This is a genomic window from Phyllobacterium sp. CL33Tsu (assembly GCF_900113985.1).
Lineage (GTDB): Bacteria > Pseudomonadota > Alphaproteobacteria > Rhizobiales > Rhizobiaceae > Phyllobacterium > Phyllobacterium pellucidum.
Map to the genome: position 1 here is coordinate 1,708,020 of NZ_FORJ01000001.1, position 16,660 is coordinate 1,724,679.

The window sequence follows — 16,660 nt, forward strand, 5'->3', positions numbered from 1 at the left end:
TTACAGGCTCATCGACGCAAGCCACTCGTCGATCCAGGCCTTGCGGTTCTTGGCGACTTCCTCCGGCGAGAACATCAGGGTCGTTACGGGCTTTACCAGCCTGTCGAAGGCCGGGTTCAGCGGCGCGCTGGTTTTTGCCGCCGGGAACATCCAGTTGTTTTCCGGGATGGCGTCCTGGAAGGCAGGCGAGGTCATGAAGGCAAGAAATTCCTTGGCCAGCGGGTTCTTCGCGCCCGTCGTGGTCTGGCCCGCGACTTCAACCTGCAGATAGTGGCCTTCGGCGAACGAGGCCGCCTTGTAGCGCTCGGTCTTTTCGGCGATCTCGTGATAGGCAGGAGATGTCGTATAGGAGAGGACAAGCGGCGCTTCACCCTTGGTGAAGAGGCCGTATGCTTCCGACCAGCCGGGCGTAACGGTCAAGACGCGGTTCTTGAGTTTGGCCCAAGCTTCGCCCGCCTTGTCGCCATAGACCGATTTTACCCACAGGAGCAGTCCGAGGCCCGGCGTCGAAGTACGCGGGTCCTCTATGACGATCTTCTGTTTCGGATCGCCTTCGACGAGGTCCTTGAGGCTCGCCGGAGGGTTCGTCAGCTTTTCCGTGTCATAAATAACGGCAAAGTAGCCATAGTCGAAGGGTACGAAAGTATCGTCCTTGTAGCCACCCGGAATTACTACTGCCTTCGTATCGATGCCGTGCGGCGCGAAGAGGCCGGTCGCTGCCGCTTCATAGGTGAGGTTCGTATCAAGACCGAGTACAATGTCCGCCTTCGTTGCAGTGCCTTCGAGCTTCAACCGGTTAAGAAGGGCAACGCCGTCGGTCACGGCAACGAAGTCGACCGTGCAACCGCAGTGTGTTTCGAAAGCCTCCTTTACCTTGGGGCCGGGGCCCCACTCTGCGGTGAAGCTTTCATAGGTATAGACGGTGAGCTTGCCTTCGGCGTTGGCACCCGCCGGGAAAGCGAGGGCCAGCGCACCGATTATGAGTGCAAATTTCAATAATGTCGTTAGCGGCCGCATCGGCGCCTCCTTAGCTTGGTGTTCAAAAGGATTGGTGCGCCGGCTGTGATGCCGCGTCTAATCCCTCCGCCGGTACAAACCGGATCAGGTTCCGCGGGTTGGCAGGTGTTTCACCTTGTGCCTCTCAGCCTGTCATTTCTGGCAGGCACCCCGTTAGAGCGTTGCAAAGATTAAAGAAAAACATTGGTCGGCGCAAGCCGATTGCCCGTCTTGCGTGTGGTTGCGATCGCAATTTTGGGGGCCAGTTAGTCCGCGCTAATTAACCCGGATTTGTGTGAAGCCATGCGCCCGCGAATCTGCTAGATTTCCCTTCAGAACAATAAGAAGACTAAGGGGGCAGAAATGTTCGAACTCACGGATGGGGCCATGCTGGTGGTCATCGCCATCGCCACGGCAATCGGGGCTTACATATTCTACGGTATCTCGCTGGTGCAGCTTACAGGGTTTTAGCATTCGCACGCATGCCTTTGCCCGGCAGCTTCATGTCACGCTGAACGACGCTATGCGGCGCGGGTGCCGCATGCTATGGCCGCGTCATGAGCAAGTTTGTCATTCTTCTCGGCGGAACCGTCCACGCCAATGATCGCCTCAGGGACCTCGTCGCCGGTGCCCGCGTCCTTGCGGCCGATGGCGGCATAGCACATGCCGAAGCCCTCGGCCTCGAACCCGAGCTTTGGCTCGGCGATTTCGATTCGACGTCGCCCGAACTCGACCGGCGTTATGCGCATGTTCCCCGTTCGGTTTTCCCGGCTGCAAAGGATATGACGGACGGCGAGCTGGCGCTCAACCAGGCCTATCGGCTCGGCGCAACCGAGGTCATTCTGTGCGGGGCGTTCGGCGGTTCGCGCACAGATCACACGCTCCTGCATCTCACCATGGCGACCGCCCATGCGGCCGAGGGCCGCAAGATAATCCTCTCCAGCGGTGATGAAGAAGCGCATCCGCTGGTCGCAGGTTCCTATAGGTTCGATTTCCCCGAAGATACGCTCTTCAGCATTGTTGCATTTTCGCCATTGCACGGCCTTTTTATCGAAGGCGCGCGCTGGCCGCTGCAAAATATGGAACTTTCTTTCGGTTCATCGCTTACTGTCTCGAATTCGGTACGCGGAACTCTCCGGGTATCGCTCGATTCAGGTAAGGCAATCCTGATTGCTGCCTTGCAACCGGCATCCGGCTTGTAAAAAAAAGCGCTAGATGTAATTGTTGCAGGACAGCATTGGGGACGCAAGCTGTTGAAATTTGGTTCTAACAACGGGAGAGGTCTTCCATGTTGAAAAGTTTGTCCACGATTGCAGTCGCCGGACTCCTGGCGTTTTCGGCCGCAGGGTGCACCACGTCTGATCAGCGCGTCGCCGGCTACGGCGTAGGCGGTGCGGCATTGGGTGCATTGGCTGGTGGTGCAATCAACGGTGGCAAGGGCGCCCTTGCAGGTGCTGCAATCGGCGGTGCCGGTGGTGCTTTGGTTGGTGCTGCCACCAACAACAATAGCAATCGTTATTGCACATACGAGAATCGTTATGGCCAGCGTTATCAGGCTCCGTGCCGATAATCGGTTATTTCTTGCATAAGAGCAGGCCGGGATTTTCCCGGCCTGTTTTTTTGGCCAGGGCGGAGTAGCCCAACGACGCTACTGATCGTAGGTGAGCGTGGCGTACGCGGACCCTCCACCGGTTTCATACAGCCATGATCCTCGGGACACGAGCCGAGAATGTCGACGAGGGCTCCGTCATAATTTGTTGGTAAGCGCGACGGAAAACTTTCTTCTGCCTTATTGGCACAGCAGGGTCCGCCGCATCTGTTTTGGACATGAAAGGATTTGTCATGAAGTTACGTCTGACCGCGATTGCGGTATCCGCGCTGCTGGCCGTCTCTGTTGCCGGTTGCGCAACGAGCGAGCAAAACGTACGTGGAGGGACGGGCGCCCTGATTGGCGGTGGCCTGGGTGCGATTGCCGGCCAGGCGCTGGGGCATGACACGAAGAGCACGGTGGTTGGTGCAGCAGGCGGTGCCTTGCTCGGTGCCGCAATCGGTACCGTAACGACGCCGCAAGGCCAGACGCAGAACCTCTGCCGCTACCAGCGGCGTGACGGCTCGATCTATACCGCGCCTTGCGAAGGCAATGGCGGCGGCGCCTATGGCGGCAGCGGATACTGATTTTCAACGCACAGTCCAACGACGGGCCGGAAAATTCCGGCCTGTTTTATTTGACAGGGGCACGTTTCTCGCCGAAAAGGCCATGCGCCCGGCCACTCCCGGTCTGCCTGTACCGCTGGATTTGATTTCTTCATGGCCCCACCACTGCTTCGTCTCGACCAGATTGCGCTGACATTCGGCGGCACGCCGCTCCTGACCGATGCTGCGCTTTCCGTCAGCGAGGGTGATCGCATTGCCCTGGTTGGACGCAATGGTTCGGGCAAATCGACGCTGTTAAAAATCGCGGCCGGCTTCATTGCGCCGACCGATGGCGAGGTGTTCAAGCATCCGGGCGTGACAGTGCGCTATCTCGCGCAGGCGCCGGACATGGATGGCTTTGCAAATGTCCACGACTATGTGGAAGCTGGGCTCGGACCCGCCGACGACCACTACCGCGTCGGCTATCTGCTGGAACATCTGGGGCTTACCGGCGAAGAAAAGCCAGACAATCTCTCGGGCGGCGAGGCGCGCAGGGCGGCGCTTGCCAAGGTGCTCGCGCCGCAGCCGGATATCCTGCTTCTCGACGAGCCGACGAACCATCTCGACCTGACGACGATCGAATGGCTGGAAGGCGAACTTCGCCAGATGCGCTCGGCCCTCGTGGTCATTTCGCATGACCGGCGCTTTCTCGAAAACGTCAGCCGTGCGACGGTGTGGCTGGATCGCGGCGTTACGAGACGGCTCGAACAGGGTTTCGCCGGCTTTGAGGAGTGGCGCGACAAGATCCTCGAAGAAGAGGAACGCGACCTTCACAAGCTCGGGCGCCAGATCGTGCGTGAAGAACATTGGCTGCGTTATGGCGTCACCGCACGGCGCAAGCGCAACATGCGCCGCCTTGGCGAATTGCAGACCATGCGCAGCGAATTCCGCAATCACCGGCGGGCGCAGGGAACGGCTGTCCTGAAGGCCAGCGACGCAAGGGAATCGGGCAAGCTGGTCATCGAAGCCGAGCATTTGTCCAAGGCCTACGGCGATAATGTCTTGGTCGATGATTTTTCGACCCGGATCCAGCGCGGCGATTGCGTCGGTTTCGTTGGGCCGAATGGTGCCGGCAAGACCACGCTTCTCTCCATGCTCACCGGCCAGCTCGCATCCGACAGCGGCACGCTGAAACTTGGCACCAATCTTGAAATCGCGGTGCTCGACCAGAGGCGCGACAGCCTCAATCTCGAACAGACGCTATCCGACTATCTGACAGACGGGCGCGGCGAGAACGTCATCGTCAATGGCGAGCAACGCCATGTCGCTTCCTACATGAAGGACTTCCTGTTCCAGCCGGAGCAATTGCGCACGCCGATCCGCGAACTTTCCGGCGGCGAGCGGGCGCGGTTGATGCTGGCGCGCGTTCTTGCCCGACCCGCAAACCTTCTCGTGCTGGACGAGCCGACCAACGATCTCGACATGGAGACGCTCGATCTGCTGCAGGAACTGGTCGCGGGCTTTCCGGGAACCGTGCTGCTTGTAAGCCACGATCGCGATTTTCTCGACCGTACGGTGACGTCGGTGATCGCGCCGGAAGGCAATGGACGCTGGCTCGAATACGCCGGCGGCTACACGGACATGCTGGCGCAGCGCAAGGAAGCGCTGGCGACACGCAAGGAAATCAAGGGCGCGAAGGCGTCCGCCGCGACGAGCGACGCAGGAAAAGCGGCGCCGGCGCGAGAGGAAAAGCGCAAGCTATCCTACAAGCAGAAATTCGCGCTCGAAACGCTGCCGGCAAAGATCGAGACGCTGCATGCGGAAATTGCCGCGCTCGAAAAGAAACTCGCCGACCCGGACCTCTTCGCCAAGAATGCCGGTCTCTTCAACAAGACCGTCGACGATATCGCCAAGAAGCGGCATAGCCTCGAAGCGCATGAGCATGAATGGCTCGAACTCGAAATGCTGCGCGAAGAGATCGAAGGCTGAAATCATTTAGTCCAAGGTAGGGGTTGCCCCCGACGCGCTCCTGCAAGAGATTGCCGGCTTTCCCACCTATCCGGAGCCGGAACCTTGGTCGATTGGCGCGTGCTAGCCGAGCCCTTGCGCTCTATTCTTCATATCTATTGGCGACAATCGCGCTGGACGCTTCTCCTGATCGCAGCGGTAGTGGCCCTGTCGGCCGTTACATCGGTCATGGCCCCCTATTTTTTCTCGCGTTTGGTCGATCGCCTTGGCGCGGACAAACTTGCCGAGAGCTTGCTTTTGGGCTGGGTGACATATGCCGTGCTTCAGGGTCTGCAGACGGCGCTGGAGCGCGTGGTTCAAAGCCTGTCGTTCATGAATGCGCAAAACGTCAATTTCATTGCCGGGACGAGCTTTTTCGCAAGGCTGCTGCGAAAGCATGTCGCCTTCTTCATCGATCATAATCCTGCGGAGATTCAAAGCGCCCAGTCGAGCGGCCAACACGCGCTCGCCGGCGTGATCCAGCTTGGGATCCTGGCAATCCTACCGGGGTTGATCCGCATTACGCTGACCGTGGTCACGCTCGGCGCAACGATCAACTGGGAAATTGCCGCGATTGTGTTCGGCTACGGTGCGTTCTTCATAACCGCTACCTACTTTTCCAACAAATGGGAACGGCCGCATCTTGATGTAGCCATTGAAACGAGCCAGGAAAACGCGCGCTTTGTCGGCAATTCGGTCAATTCGATGGAAACGCTGCGCTATTTCGGAAGCGCGAACTGGGTAGGAGAGCGCTTTGCGGAAAATGCGCGGACGGTTCGCGAGAAGTGGCGAAAATACGTAAATATCGAAATAAGCTTCGCCTGCGTCCATGGAACGGCGCTGGCGCTTCAACTGGTAATCGCTTTCGTTGTCCTGCTGCCGCGTTATCAGGCCGGCGAACTCTCGGTAGGCGATGTCGTATTGTTCAACATGCTGTTGTTGCAGCTCAATCAACCGTTCGAAATGATCGGCTATGCCATCGACGACCTGGTGAAGTCCTATTCCGAATTCCTGCCCTTCGCGCGGATGTGGATGGCGCCGGAAGAGCCTGAGCCCAGCGCACACAACGTGTTCACCCTGGTCGAGGGAACCTTGTGTTTCGACCAGGTCGCTTTCGGCTACCGCGAGTCCAAAGGACTGAAAGACATCAGTTTTTGCGTCGAGCGCGGACGGGTAACTTTCATTACCGGCGAAACCGGTGCAGGCAAATCGACCCTGTTCAAGCTTGCCCTGAAATCGCTGGAGCCGCAATCAGGGCGCATTACGGCGGACGGGGTCGATCTGAAGACCATTGCACGCTCCGACTGGTTCAAGGCGATCGGCGTCGTGCCGCAAGAAATCATGCTCCTGCACGACACGATCGAGGCGAATATCGTGCTCGGCCGGCCGCTCGACCGCGAGCTGCTTCTCAAGGCGGCCGCCAACGCTGCCATCGACGATTTCATCGCACAGCTTCCCGAGGGTTTTGCGACCGTTGTCGGGGAGCGCGGCTTGAAACTCTCAGGCGGCGAGCGCCAGCGTATCGCCATTGCCCGTGCGCTCTACGCCAATCCGAGAATGCTTCTGCTCGACGAGGCGAGTTCCGCCCTCGACGAGGGTACTGAGGCCGATATCATGCAAGGGCTGCGTCGTTTGAAGGACGAGGTAACCATCATCGCCATCACTCATCGGAAAACAGTCATTCGCCCGGAGGATCGGGTTATCCGGCTCGCCGATGGCTGCGCCTTCGTGTCGTAACGATGTGCTAGTTTGGCTTGGGCGAAAGCTTGGTCGTCAGCGTTTCGATGCGGTTCGTTACTTCCGAAAGCACGCCGGTTATTGCTGCATCGTTCTTGTCGGCGCGCATCAGGGCCTCGTCCCGGCTCTTGCGCAGGGCCTCGGCCTCGTTGTCGAGCCCCTTCACCCGCATCTGCAACTCGTTGAACTCGTCCATCACCATGATGCCGGCCATGACCGTGAGGCGCAGGTCGCCGATCTCGCCAAACGAGGATTTAAGGTGAGTGACATATTGATCGAAACGCTCCGCGAGGCCGGTCAGGTGCTGTTCCTGGCCTTCGTCGCAGGCCATGCGGTAGGCCTTGCCATCGATCGTTACGGTAACAGTGGCCATGGCGTAAGCTCCCTTCAGCCCTTCAGCGGTCCAGAACGGTGCGGATGGATTCCATCGCGGCGACAAGACGGCGCGAAACTTCCTTGTTAGCCGCCTCGAGACGCTCGGCGCGCCCCTCGGATGCATCGAGTTCCTGGGCCAGCTTGCGACGGTCCATGTTCATGCGCTGGACTTCTTCTTCGGCCTCGGCGAAATCGCCCTCGTGCTCCAATCGCATGTCCACCGCATCCTCGAGCGCGGCCAAAGCTTTTCCCAATCGTTCAAGGACCTGTTTGAGGGTGGCCTCCGATGCCATTTTCGCTTCCCCTTATGTGTCGACCTTTTCGCGAATCGCAAAAAAGAAGAACAGCTTATGGACTGGAGTCTAGAGGTTGCATGAACGTTGCGTCAATCAATCCGCGCTGTCATGACCAAGTCATGCACCGATAATCGAATGACGCGCGGGATCACCGGCGATCAAATTTTGTCGCAAACCGTGACAAATCACCTGATTTGGCGCAATCGGACCGGCCAATAATGCCCGGTCCGGGGCTGGTTTTATTGACTCCCTGATGACACCTGCTATGTGTCGCGTGCCTTTTGGATATTGTCTGACCGGCTTCCAGAAACGGCGTCTCCTTTCCTCCACGAAAGACGGTAACCATGACCAATTCTGAAAAATCCAACCAAATGGCCAATGCAATCCGCTTCCTGTCGGCGGAGGCCGTTGAAAAGGCCAATTCGGGCCACCCCGGCCTTCCCATGGGCGCAGCCGACATTGCGACCGTCCTTTTCACCAAGTTCCTCAAGTTCGATCCGAAAGCGCCGCAATGGCCGGATCGCGACCGTTTCGTCCTCTCCGCGGGCCACGGCTCGATGTTGCTCTATTCGCTTCTCTACCTCACCGGGTACGAGGACATGACGATCGAGGAGATCAAGAATTTCCGCCAGCTCGGCTCTCGCACAGCCGGCCACCCGGAATATGGTCACGCATCGGGCATCGAGACGACGACCGGCCCGCTCGGCCAGGGTCTTGGCAATTCGGTTGGCATGGCGCTTTCCGAGCGCATCATGAATGCGCATTTCGGCAATGACCTTGTCAATCACCACACCTATGTCATCGCCGGCGACGGCTGCCTCATGGAAGGCATCAGTCAGGAGGCGATCGCACTTGCCGGTCACCTGAAGCTCAACAAGCTCGTCGTTTTCTGGGATCACAACAATATTTCCATTGATGGCCCCGTTTCGCTTGCCGACAACACCGACCAGCGCGCCCGCTTCGAAGCGTCGGGCTGGCATACGCTCGAAGTCGACGGTCACGACCAGGCGGCTATCGCCGCTGCCATCGAGGATGCGCACAAGTCCGACAAGCCGACGATGATCGCCTGCCGCACGACGATTGGCTTCGGTGCGCCGACCAAGGCCGGCACCAACAAGGTGCATGGCTCGCCCCTCGGCGCGGAAGAGCTCGCCGGCGCCAAAAAAGCGCTCGGCTGGACCGCCGAGCCCTTCGTCGTGCCCGCGGACATTCTGGAGGCATGGCGCGCTGCCGGTCAGCGTTCGTTGAAGGAGCATGCTTCCTGGAGCAACCGTCTCGCCTCCGTTGACGCCGGTATCCGCGCGGAATTCGAACGGCGCGTTGCCGGCGACCTGCCTGCCGGCTTCGAGGCCGCGATCATCGCCTACAAGAAAAAGCTTTCGGAAGAAAAGCCGAAGGTTGCCACGCGCAAGGCATCCGAGATGGCGCTTGAAGTCATCAATGGCATTGTTCCGGAGACGATCGGCGGATCCGCCGATCTGACCGGTTCCAACAATACCAAGACGACGCAGACGAAGAACATCACCCCGGAAGATTACGGCCAGCGCTATGTCCATTACGGCATCCGCGAGCACGGTATGGCAGCTGCGATGAATGGCATCGCGCTGCATGCCGGCCTTATTCCCTATTCCGGCACTTTCCTCACTTTCTCCGACTATGCGCGCGGCGCGATGCGCCTTTCCTGCGTGATGGGCATCCGCGTCATCTACGTCATGACGCATGACTCGATCGGCCTTGGCGAAGACGGTCCGACGCACCAGCCGGTCGAGCACCTCGCTGCCCTGCGCGCCATCCCCAACAACTACGTATTCCGCCCGGCGGACGTCGTTGAAACCGCGGAATGCTGGGAGATCGCGCTAAAATCACGCAAGCGCCCCTCGACCCTGGCGCTCACCCGTCAGAACCTGCCGACGGTGCGTACCGAACATGTCGATGAAAACAAATGCGCCTACGGTGCCTACGAACTCGCCGCGGCAAGCGGCAAGGCCGAGGTAACCATTTTCGCAACCGGTTCCGAAGTCGAGATCGCGCTCGCAGCCCGCGACCAGCTCGAAGCCAACGGCCATCCCACTCGGGTCGTTTCCGTGCCGTGCTTTGAACTGTTCGAGGAACAGAGCGATGATTACAAGGCGAAGGTACTCGGCGATGCGCCCGTCAAGGTCGCGGTCGAAGCGGCAATCCGCATGGGATGGGATCGCTTCATCGGTCTCGACGGCATCTTCATCGGCATGACCGGTTTTGGCGCCAGCGGCCCGATCGAAGAGCTTTACAAGCATTTCGGAATCACCGCGGACGCAATTGTCGCAGCGGCCGAAGGCAAGTTGAAATAACCAGACGATTTCCAGCATAATCCAACCAAGGGCTCCTAACCCTCAGGGAGAGACAGAAATGACAGTTCGCGTTGCAATCAACGGTTTTGGCCGCATTGGCCGCAATGTTCTTCGGGCAATCGTCGAATCCGGCCGTACCGATATTGAGGTCGTTGCCATCAACGATCTCGGCCCGGTCGAAACCAATGCTCATCTGATGCGCTATGATTCCGTTCACGGGCGCTTCCCCGGTACCGTCACGGTTTCCGGCGATACGATCGACGTCGGTCGTGGGCCCATCAAGGTGGCCGCCGTTCGCAACCCGGTCGAATTGCCGTGGAAGGAACTCGGCGTCGATATCGCGCTTGAATGCACGGGCATCTTCACCGCCCGCGACAAGGCTGCCGCACATCTCGAGGCCGGCGCCAAGCGCGTCATCGTTTCGGCTCCGGCGGAAGGCGCGGACCTGACTGTCGTTTTCGGCGTCAACGACCATAAGCTCACCAAGGAGCATATGGTCATTTCCAATGCTTCCTGCACCACGAACTGCCTCGCGCCGGTTGCCTATGTGCTCAACGAAGCGGTGGGTATCGACCATGGCTTCATGACCACGATCCACAGCTATACGGGCGACCAGCCGACGCTCGACACCATGCACAAGGACCTCTATCGCGGCCGTGCGGCAGCTTTGTCGATGATCCCGACGTCGACCGGCGCTGCCAAGGCCGTCGGCCTCGTGCTACCGGAACTCAATGGCAGGCTCGATGGCACTGCAATCCGCGTGCCGACGCCGAACGTGTCGGTTGTCGATTTCAAGTTCATTGCCAAGCGCCCGACCACGGTCGCGGAGATCAACGAAGCGATCAAGACCGCTGCCAACGGCAAGCTGAAGGGCATTCTCGGCTACACGGATTCGCCGAATGTCTCGATCGACTTCAACCACGACCCGCATTCCTCGGTCTTCCACACCGACCAGACCAAGGTCATGGACGGCACCTTCGTGCGCATCCTTTCCTGGTACGACAATGAATGGGGCTTCTCGAACCGCATGGGCGACACCGCGGTCGCGTTCGGCAAGGTGATCTGATTGGTCACGCTTTGACGGTTTCAGGATGGCGGGTCGACAACACCCGCCATTTTGTTTTTGATGGTCCACCAATCTTTCTGGCCTGCAGGGCCGGGTAAATAGTCCATAGAGGGTAAGACGATGCCAGCTTTCAAAACGCTTGATGACGCCGACGTTGCAGGAAAACGCGTGCTTGTGCGCGTGGATTTGAATGTTCCTGTCGCCGATGGCGTCGTCACCGACGCAACCCGCATCGAGCGTGTCGCCCCGACCATTGTCGAACTTTCAGACAAGGGCGCGAAGGTGGTCCTGCTCGCGCATTTCGGCCGGCCCAAGGATGGTCCGACGCCGGAATTCTCGCTGAAACCCATCGCCAACGCCGTCTCCAAGGTCATCGCCCGCAATGTTCAGTTCGCAGAGGATTGCATCGGTGAAAAGGCAGCGGAAGCAGTGTCGAAGCTCAACAACGGCGATATTTTGCTGCTGGAGAACACACGCTTCCACAAGGGCGAAGAAAAGAATGATGCCGCTTTCGTCAAGGCGCTTGCGGCAAATGGCGACATCTACGTCAACGATGCGTTCTCGGCAGCGCACCGCGCCCACGCCTCGACCGAAGGACTAGCCCGTGTTCTGCCCGCCCATGCTGGTCGCACCATGGAGGCGGAACTCACGGCCCTCGAAAAGGGCCTCGGCAATCCGCAGCGTCCTGTCGTCGCCATTGTCGGTGGCGCCAAGGTTTCTTCCAAGCTCGACCTTCTCGGCAATCTTGTGCAGAAGGTCGATGCGCTCGTCATCGGCGGCGGCATGGCCAATACCTTCCTCGCCGCGCAAGGGGTGAAGGTTGGCAAGTCGCTGTGCGAACACGATCTGGCCGCGACAGCGCGCGAAATCATGGCCAAGGCGAATGCCGCAAACTGCACGATCATCCTGCCGGTCGATGCGGTGGTGGCATGGCATTTTGAGGCAAACGCCCCGCACCGTGCCTATGGTCTCGATGCCATCCCTGAAGACGGCATGATCCTTGACGTCGGTCCGCAATCGATCGAGCGGATCAAGGGCGCCATCGATGATGCAAAGACGCTGGTGTGGAACGGCCCGCTCGGTGCCTTCGAACTGCACCCCTTCGACCAGGCAACTGTCGCTGCAGCCCGGCATGTCGCCGCACGTACCCGGGCCGGCCAGCTTGTCTCCGTCGCCGGCGGCGGCGATACGGTCGCCGCGCTCAATCATGCGGGCGTTGCCGACGATTTCAGCTATGTTTCGACGGCTGGGGGCGCCTTCCTGGAATGGATGGAAGGCAAGCCGCTTCCAGGCGTCGATGTGTTGAAGAAATAAGATTAGCGACGCCTTGCTCCCCTCGTCGGGAGGGCAAGGTGTCGCGACGGGCAAAGCCAAATGCTCGGCTTTGCCGCCGCCGCTCGATAGGTCGGCGTGGGCGCAACCCGGCGTTGAGCGATTTTCCAGTTAACGAACAACAGAAAATGTTATGCTGTTAAATCGGTTGAAAAAATTTCAATCGTTTCAATAGCTTGGATCACCATTTTGTTTCCCCTAGGCTTCTGATATGCGCCAACGCATGGGAAACGGAGTAAAATAATCTATGAGCGAACGCCTGGAAGATATCGCGATTGCAATGGTTGCCGACGGCAAGGGGCTTCTTGCTGCCGATGAGAGCACCGCAACGATCAAGAAACGTTTCGACACGATCGACCTGGAATCGACTGCCGATAGCCGGCGCGACTATCGCGAGATGCTGTTCCGTTCGCAGGATGCGATGCGGAACAATATTTCCGGCGTCATTCTCTATGACGAGACCATCCGCCAGAGCGCCAAGGATGGCACGCCTTTCGTCGACATCATGAAGGCCGACGGCTGCATTCCCGGCATCAAGGTCGATGCCGGCGCAAAACCGCTTGCGGGCTATCCGGGCGAAACGATCACGGAGGGCCTCGACGGCCTGCGCGAGCGCCTTGCCGAATATCATGGCCTCGGTGCACGCTTTGCCAAATGGCGCGGCGTCATCTCGATCAGCGACACATTGCCGACATGGGGCGCCGTCAAGCAGAATGCGCAAGCGCTCGCCCGCTATGCCGCGCTGTGCCAGGAAGCCGGCATTGTGCCGATTGTCGAGCCGGAAGTGCTGATGGACGGCAAGCCGGGCACGCACTCGATCGAGCGTTGCTACGAGGTAACCGAGCTCGTGTTGAAGACAGTCTTCGCTGAACTCTACGATGCCCGCGTCAAGTTCGAAGGCATGATCCTCAAGCCGAACATGGTCATCGACGGCCAGAAAGCCCGCAAGGCTTCAGTGGACGAAGTCGCAGAACAGACCGTGCGCGTCCTGAAGGCGACGGTGCCTGCCGCCGTGCCCGGTATCGCGTTTCTTTCCGGTGGTCAGAGCGACGAGGAAGCGACTGCGCATCTTTCGGCGATGAACGCGAACTTCACGACGCCGTGGAAGCTGACCTTCTCCTATGGCCGCGCGCTGCAGGCTGCGGCGCTGAGCGCCTGGAAGGGCAAGTCGGAGAATGTCGCGGCCGGCCAGCGTGCCTTTACGCACCGCGCCAAGATGAACGGTCTTGCTGCGATGGGCGGCTGGAAGAAGGACCTCGAAAAGGCCGCTTAAGCGTTTTTTATCTATAGAAGCGTATCTGATGGACCCGGGCTGGTATCAGTCCGGGTTTTTTCGTGGAGTATTCAACCGCGCATGACATCGCCGTTCCATCCCCTCCTCAGCTGGCTGCTCTACCCGGTCTACGCCTGGCAGGGCATTGGCGTGCGGCTCAGGACGGAGCGCATGGCGCCGCCTGCAGGTTTGCCTGTTGGGGAGATTGCGGGCAAGGATCCGGCCATTCGATTGCTTGTTATCGGCGATTCGTCTTCGGCTGGCGTCGGTGTAAACGATCCATGGCAAGGGCTATGCGTCAGGCTTGCCGTGCATCTGCAGGGTCGTACGGGCCGCAAGATCATCTGGCGCGCCGCAGGGTTCAATTCGGCAACCTCGGGCCAGTTGCGCGATCATGTCGTTCCCAACCTCGAACGCGGCATGTGGACCCATATCGTTCTGACAACCGGAACGAACGATACCAAGAATTTCCACTCACTGCCGCGTTTCAAACGGGAGTTCGGCGGTCTGCTCTATGCGCTCAAGGCAAAGTGGCCGGAGGCTCACATCGTCTGGTCGAAGGTCATCGATTTTCGCGATGTGCCGGCGATGCCGAAACTGCTCGGCCGCATCCTCGAAGGGCGCGCTGACGCGATAAACAAGCTCGGCGAACGCCTTTGCCGTGAGCGCATGGCCGTCGCTGCGACACGGCTTCCCATTGAAGGGCCGGAGGGCTTTGCTGCGGATGGGTTCCATGCTTCGGCGCTGGGATATGACGCCTGGGCGAAGCATCTGGTGCCGTTCATTCTCAACCGCGCCGAGACCGAGAACGGGCAGGAATTGCTTTAGGAAATCCGAGCGACACGCTCAAGGTGATCAGAACTTGACCTGCATCTTCGGACGCGGAACTGATCTAACCCGCATGCCCGATCACCACCACCAGAAACATGGCCAGCATGGCGCCAGCGGCGATCTTCCAGAAATCTCCGCGCTTCTTCATGCCTGGCCAACCGAGCGGCTTGATGATGTGAAGCACCATCATCAATATCAGTGCAAAGGGCAGAATCTTGAGCATGGTGTCCGGCGGTTGGAGGCTGTCGGGTCGGTGGCGGAGTTGTGGGGGATTGACCGAACACTGTCAATTCGACCTTTGACTCTGGCCCGCACATTGCGGATGCTGCCAAACTCGGGAGGAAATACATGACATCACGATACAAGGACGTTTATCGCGAGTGGCAAACCGATCCGCTGGCCTTCTGGGCTCATGCGGCCGTGCCGATAGACTGGTTCAAGCCCTGGGATAAGGTGTTTGACGCAGAGCAAGGCCCCTACGGGCGATGGTATGCCGGGGCCCAGTGCAATACCTGCCACAATGCCGTTGATCGCCATGTCGAACAGGGCAGGGCCGATCAGCCCGCACTGATTTATGATAGCGCAGTCACCGGAACGCAGCGCAGGATCACCTATGCCGAGCTCCTTGACGAGGTCAATGCGCTCGCGGCCGTTCTGATCGGCAAGGGTGTGGGCAAGGGCGACCGCGTTATCATCTACATGGCCATGGTACCGGAAGCCATCGTCGCAATGCTCGCCTGCGCCCGGATAGGCGCCGTTCATTCCGTTGTTTTCGGCGGGTTTGCAGCGCATGAACTGGCGACGCGCATCGACGATGCCAAGCCGGTCATGATCATCGCGACGTCCTGCGGCCTCGAACCCGGGCGCGTGGTGGCTTACAAACCTATGCTCGACAAGGCCATAGAGCAGGCCGCGCACAAGGTCGGGACCTGCCTTATCCTCGTGCGTCCGCAGCAGCCGCACGAACTCGTTGCTGATCGCGATTTTGATTATGCCGATGCGGTGGCGGCCGCACGCGGGCGCAAGGTGCCCTGTGCGGTCGTCGAGGCAACCGATCCCTTGTATATCCTTTATACATCAGGCACGACCGGCCAACCCAAGGGCGTCGTACGCGACAATGGCGGGCATCTGGTGGCACTCGCCTGGTCGATGGGTGCGATCTACGATACCAAGCCCGGCGAGGTGTTTTGGGCGGCCTCCGATATCGGCTGGGCTGTCGGTCACTCCTATATCGCCTATGCACCGCTGTTCATCGGCGCCACCAGCATCATCTATGAGGGCAAGCCGGTTGGTACGCCGGATGCAGGTGCATTCTGGCGGGTCATATCGGAGCACAAGGTCAAGGTGCTGTTCACCGCGCCAACAGCATTCCGCGCCATCAAGAAGGAGGATCCGAAGGGCGAATTCCTCGCCAGATATGGTCTGTCCTCGCTGAAATATCTGTTTCTGGCTGGCGAACGCGCCGATACGGACACGATCAAATGGGCCGAGGAAAAACTCGGGGTGCCGGTCATCGATCATTGGTGGCAGACGGAAAGCGGCTGGCCGATGGCGGCTAATCCGGCGGGTCTCGGCATGTTGCCGGTCAAGTACGGATCGCCCACGGTGCCGATGCCAGGCTATGACATTCAGGTCCTCGACGATGCCGGCCACCCCGTCAAGCGCGGCGACCTCGGCAACATCGTTGTCAAGCTGCCGCTGCCGCCCTCATGCCTGCCCACGCTGTGGAACGCCGACAAGCGGTTTTGCGAAGCCTATACCAGCGAGTTTCCGGGCTATTACAAAACCGCCGATGCCGGGATCGTCGATGAGGAGGGCTATGTCTATATCATGAGCCGCACCGACGACATCATCAACGTCGCCGGGCATCGCCTTTCGACGGGGGCGATGGAAGAGGTGCTTTCAAGCCATCCGGACGTTGCCGAATGCGCGGTGATCGGCATTGCCGACCATCTCAAAGGTCAGGTGCCATGCGGCTTCATCGTCCTCAAATCCGGCGTGACGCGGGCTGAATCAGATATCGAACAGGATTGCGTGGTGCTCATTCGCGAAAGGATCGGGCCCATAGCGGCGTTCAAGCTGGCCATCACCGCCAAGCGGCTGCCGAAAACGCGATCCGGCAAGATCTTGCGCGGGACGATGCAAAAGATAGCCGATCAGGAGCCCTGGAACATGCCGGCCACGATCGACGACCCGGCGATTCTCGATGAGATCATCGTGGTCCTCGAGGCGCGCGGTATAGGCCGAAAATGATTTGAGTCCTCATGACATCCTCCTGACAGAA

The 16,660-nt window shown here is 59.4% G+C and carries 15 protein-coding genes and 1 riboswitch; of the genes, 11 read left to right on the forward strand and 4 right to left on the reverse strand.

Features of this window, described 5'->3' with window-relative positions; translation table 11 throughout:
- Positions 1–1,017 carry a thiamine ABC transporter substrate binding subunit gene (gene thiB / locus BM074_RS08300; RefSeq protein ID WP_091921019.1) on the reverse strand — a complete coding sequence of 339 codons (1,017 nt, stop codon included), beginning with the start codon at positions 1,015–1,017 and terminating at the stop codon, positions 1–3.
- A 44-nt stretch (positions 1,018–1,061) separates the two neighbouring features.
- A riboswitch (TPP riboswitch) is annotated at positions 1,062–1,180 on the reverse strand.
- Between the two features lie 373 nt (positions 1,181–1,553).
- Here thiB and BM074_RS08305 point away from each other — a divergent pair.
- The 5 genes from BM074_RS08305 to BM074_RS08325 all read left to right on the forward strand — a co-directional run bounded on the left by BM074_RS08305 (position 1,554) and on the right by BM074_RS08325 (position 6,873).
- Positions 1,554–2,198: a thiamine diphosphokinase gene (locus BM074_RS08305; RefSeq protein WP_091921021.1), complete on the forward strand. Its 645-nt coding sequence runs from the start codon at positions 1,554–1,556 to the stop codon at positions 2,196–2,198.
- Between the two features lie 86 nt (positions 2,199–2,284).
- Positions 2,285–2,566, forward strand: a complete 282-nt coding sequence (locus tag BM074_RS08310) for a hypothetical protein (RefSeq protein WP_027231165.1) — start codon at positions 2,285–2,287, stop codon at positions 2,564–2,566.
- Between the two features lie 272 nt (positions 2,567–2,838).
- Positions 2,839–3,171 carry a glycine zipper 2TM domain-containing protein gene (locus tag BM074_RS08315; RefSeq protein ID WP_091921023.1) on the forward strand — a complete coding sequence of 111 codons (333 nt, stop codon included), beginning with the start codon at positions 2,839–2,841 and terminating at the stop codon, positions 3,169–3,171.
- A 132-nt stretch (positions 3,172–3,303) separates the two neighbouring features.
- Positions 3,304–5,118 carry an ABC-F family ATP-binding cassette domain-containing protein gene (locus BM074_RS08320; protein WP_091921025.1) on the forward strand — a complete coding sequence of 605 codons (1,815 nt, stop codon included), beginning with the start codon at positions 3,304–3,306 and terminating at the stop codon, positions 5,116–5,118.
- An 84-nt stretch (positions 5,119–5,202) separates the two neighbouring features.
- The gene (locus BM074_RS08325; RefSeq protein WP_244532751.1) at positions 5,203–6,873 is read left to right on the forward strand and encodes an ABC transporter ATP-binding protein; all 1,671 of its coding nucleotides are present in this window, start codon (positions 5,203–5,205) and stop codon (positions 6,871–6,873) included.
- A gap of 7 nt (positions 6,874–6,880) precedes the next feature.
- On the opposite strand, the gene BM074_RS08330 is transcribed toward BM074_RS08325, so the two are convergent.
- Entirely contained in the window at positions 6,881–7,246 is a 366-nt protein-coding gene (locus BM074_RS08330; protein WP_027231168.1) for a cell division protein ZapA, read from the reverse strand.
- A 22-nt stretch (positions 7,247–7,268) separates the two neighbouring features.
- Positions 7,269–7,541, reverse strand: a complete 273-nt coding sequence (locus BM074_RS08335) for a DUF4164 domain-containing protein (RefSeq protein WP_027231169.1) — start codon at positions 7,539–7,541, stop codon at positions 7,269–7,271.
- 347 nt (positions 7,542–7,888) lie between these two features.
- On the opposite strand from BM074_RS08335, the gene tkt reads away from it, so the two are divergent.
- From tkt to BM074_RS08360, 5 genes are all read left to right on the forward strand, one after another.
- Positions 7,889–9,874, forward strand: a complete 1,986-nt coding sequence (tkt, locus tag BM074_RS08340; protein WP_091921027.1) for a transketolase — start codon at positions 7,889–7,891, stop codon at positions 9,872–9,874.
- A 58-nt stretch (positions 9,875–9,932) separates the two neighbouring features.
- Positions 9,933–10,940 carry a type I glyceraldehyde-3-phosphate dehydrogenase gene (gene gap, locus BM074_RS08345; RefSeq protein WP_091921029.1) on the forward strand — a complete coding sequence of 336 codons (1,008 nt, stop codon included), beginning with the start codon at positions 9,933–9,935 and terminating at the stop codon, positions 10,938–10,940.
- A 120-nt stretch (positions 10,941–11,060) separates the two neighbouring features.
- A complete protein-coding gene (locus BM074_RS08350) occupies positions 11,061–12,254 on the forward strand; it encodes a phosphoglycerate kinase (protein WP_091921031.1) in 1,194 nt (397 codons plus the stop codon).
- A gap of 265 nt (positions 12,255–12,519) precedes the next feature.
- Positions 12,520–13,545, forward strand: coding sequence for a class I fructose-bisphosphate aldolase (locus BM074_RS08355; RefSeq protein ID WP_091921033.1), 1,026 nt, complete (start codon positions 12,520–12,522; stop codon positions 13,543–13,545).
- Between the two features lie 81 nt (positions 13,546–13,626).
- Positions 13,627–14,373 carry an SGNH/GDSL hydrolase family protein gene (locus BM074_RS08360; protein ID WP_091921035.1) on the forward strand — a complete coding sequence of 249 codons (747 nt, stop codon included), beginning with the start codon at positions 13,627–13,629 and terminating at the stop codon, positions 14,371–14,373.
- Between the two features lie 64 nt (positions 14,374–14,437).
- On the opposite strand, the gene BM074_RS22980 is transcribed toward BM074_RS08360, so the two are convergent.
- Positions 14,438–14,599 carry a hypothetical protein gene (locus BM074_RS22980; protein WP_172982571.1) on the reverse strand — a complete coding sequence of 54 codons (162 nt, stop codon included), beginning with the start codon at positions 14,597–14,599 and terminating at the stop codon, positions 14,438–14,440.
- 125 nt (positions 14,600–14,724) lie between these two features.
- Between BM074_RS22980 and BM074_RS08365 the strand changes: the two genes are divergently transcribed.
- On the forward strand, positions 14,725–16,629 hold the full coding sequence (locus BM074_RS08365; RefSeq protein WP_091921037.1) for a propionyl-CoA synthetase: 1,905 nt from the start codon (positions 14,725–14,727) through the stop codon (positions 16,627–16,629).
- The last annotated feature ends 31 nt before the right edge of the window (positions 16,630–16,660 follow it).

What these genes read in the sequence shown, in the direction of transcription:
- thiB (WP_091921019.1), bottom strand. Translation starts at nt 1,017, where the DNA reads ATGCGGCCGCTAACGACATTATTGAAATTTGCACTCATAATCGGTGCG.
- BM074_RS08305 (WP_091921021.1), top strand. Translation starts at nt 1,554, where the DNA reads ATGAGCAAGTTTGTCATTCTTCTCGGCGGAACCGTCCACGCCAATGAT.
- BM074_RS08310 (WP_027231165.1), top strand. Translation starts at nt 2,285, where the DNA reads ATGTTGAAAAGTTTGTCCACGATTGCAGTCGCCGGACTCCTGGCGTTT.
- BM074_RS08315 (WP_091921023.1), top strand. Translation starts at nt 2,839, where the DNA reads ATGAAGTTACGTCTGACCGCGATTGCGGTATCCGCGCTGCTGGCCGTC.
- BM074_RS08320 (WP_091921025.1), top strand. Translation starts at nt 3,304, where the DNA reads ATGGCCCCACCACTGCTTCGTCTCGACCAGATTGCGCTGACATTCGGC.
- BM074_RS08330 (WP_027231168.1), bottom strand. Translation starts at nt 7,246, where the DNA reads ATGGCCACTGTTACCGTAACGATCGATGGCAAGGCCTACCGCATGGCC.
- BM074_RS08335 (WP_027231169.1), bottom strand. Translation starts at nt 7,541, where the DNA reads ATGGCATCGGAGGCCACCCTCAAACAGGTCCTTGAACGATTGGGAAAA.
- tkt (WP_091921027.1), top strand. Translation starts at nt 7,889, where the DNA reads ATGACCAATTCTGAAAAATCCAACCAAATGGCCAATGCAATCCGCTTC.
- gap (WP_091921029.1), top strand. Translation starts at nt 9,933, where the DNA reads ATGACAGTTCGCGTTGCAATCAACGGTTTTGGCCGCATTGGCCGCAAT.
- BM074_RS08350 (WP_091921031.1), top strand. Translation starts at nt 11,061, where the DNA reads ATGCCAGCTTTCAAAACGCTTGATGACGCCGACGTTGCAGGAAAACGC.
- BM074_RS08355 (WP_091921033.1), top strand. Translation starts at nt 12,520, where the DNA reads ATGAGCGAACGCCTGGAAGATATCGCGATTGCAATGGTTGCCGACGGC.
- BM074_RS08360 (WP_091921035.1), top strand. Translation starts at nt 13,627, where the DNA reads ATGACATCGCCGTTCCATCCCCTCCTCAGCTGGCTGCTCTACCCGGTC.
- BM074_RS22980 (WP_172982571.1), bottom strand. Translation starts at nt 14,599, where the DNA reads ATGCTCAAGATTCTGCCCTTTGCACTGATATTGATGATGGTGCTTCAC.
- BM074_RS08365 (WP_091921037.1), top strand. Translation starts at nt 14,725, where the DNA reads ATGACATCACGATACAAGGACGTTTATCGCGAGTGGCAAACCGATCCG.